The sequence below is a fragment of the Adlercreutzia muris genome (assembly GCF_008831045.1).
Lineage (GTDB): Bacteria > Actinomycetota > Coriobacteriia > Coriobacteriales > Eggerthellaceae > Adlercreutzia > Adlercreutzia muris.
The window spans coordinates 1-522 of the sequence record NZ_WAJS01000092.1 but is presented as its reverse complement, the minus strand read 5'-3'; the positions used below and the strand labels follow the sequence as shown (position 1 = coordinate 522).

Annotated in this window: 1 pseudogene; it reads right to left on the bottom strand. The window is 64.6% G+C overall.

The window, feature by feature from the left end:
• Positions 1 to 522, bottom strand: a pseudogene (locus F8D48_RS11750) (hypothetical protein); the annotation flags it as partial.

The following is a 522-nucleotide window of genomic DNA, read 5'->3' as shown; positions in this document are numbered from 1 at the left end:
CGCCGAGACGGCGGCCTCGATCTTCGCGGCGTCGATCCCCATCGCCTCTTCGAGCTTGGAGGTGACGCCGGTGAAGCTAAGCGACCTGTCCCCGACCTGCACCTGCCTGTATGCGCAGGCGAGGGCGTCCGATCTAAGTACGGTGTCTGCGCCGTCGCTGCTAACAGAGACGAGAACGGGGCTCGCGGCATCGGTCATTGACTTCGAGGCGAGCACGGTGGCCTCTATGCCGGAGGAAAGCAGCTCCTCGCCGTCAAGCGTCCAGTAGGTCACCTCCGTGCCGCCGTCCTTGGTCTCGACGAAAGCTCCCTTGACGATGGAAAGCGAGTGCGTTGCGTCGTCCACGCCCACCCACGAGGTTCCGACGAGCGATTCGATGCCAGAGCTCGCTTCGCCGTCTGCAGCATCGGTCTCGGACTGAGGGTTCTCTACTGCTGCCTCCTCTGCCGATTCAACAGCAGCCCGGCCTTCAGTCGACCCGTTTTGGGCGAGCGTGCACCTTGCCACGCCCGAGCCCACGAG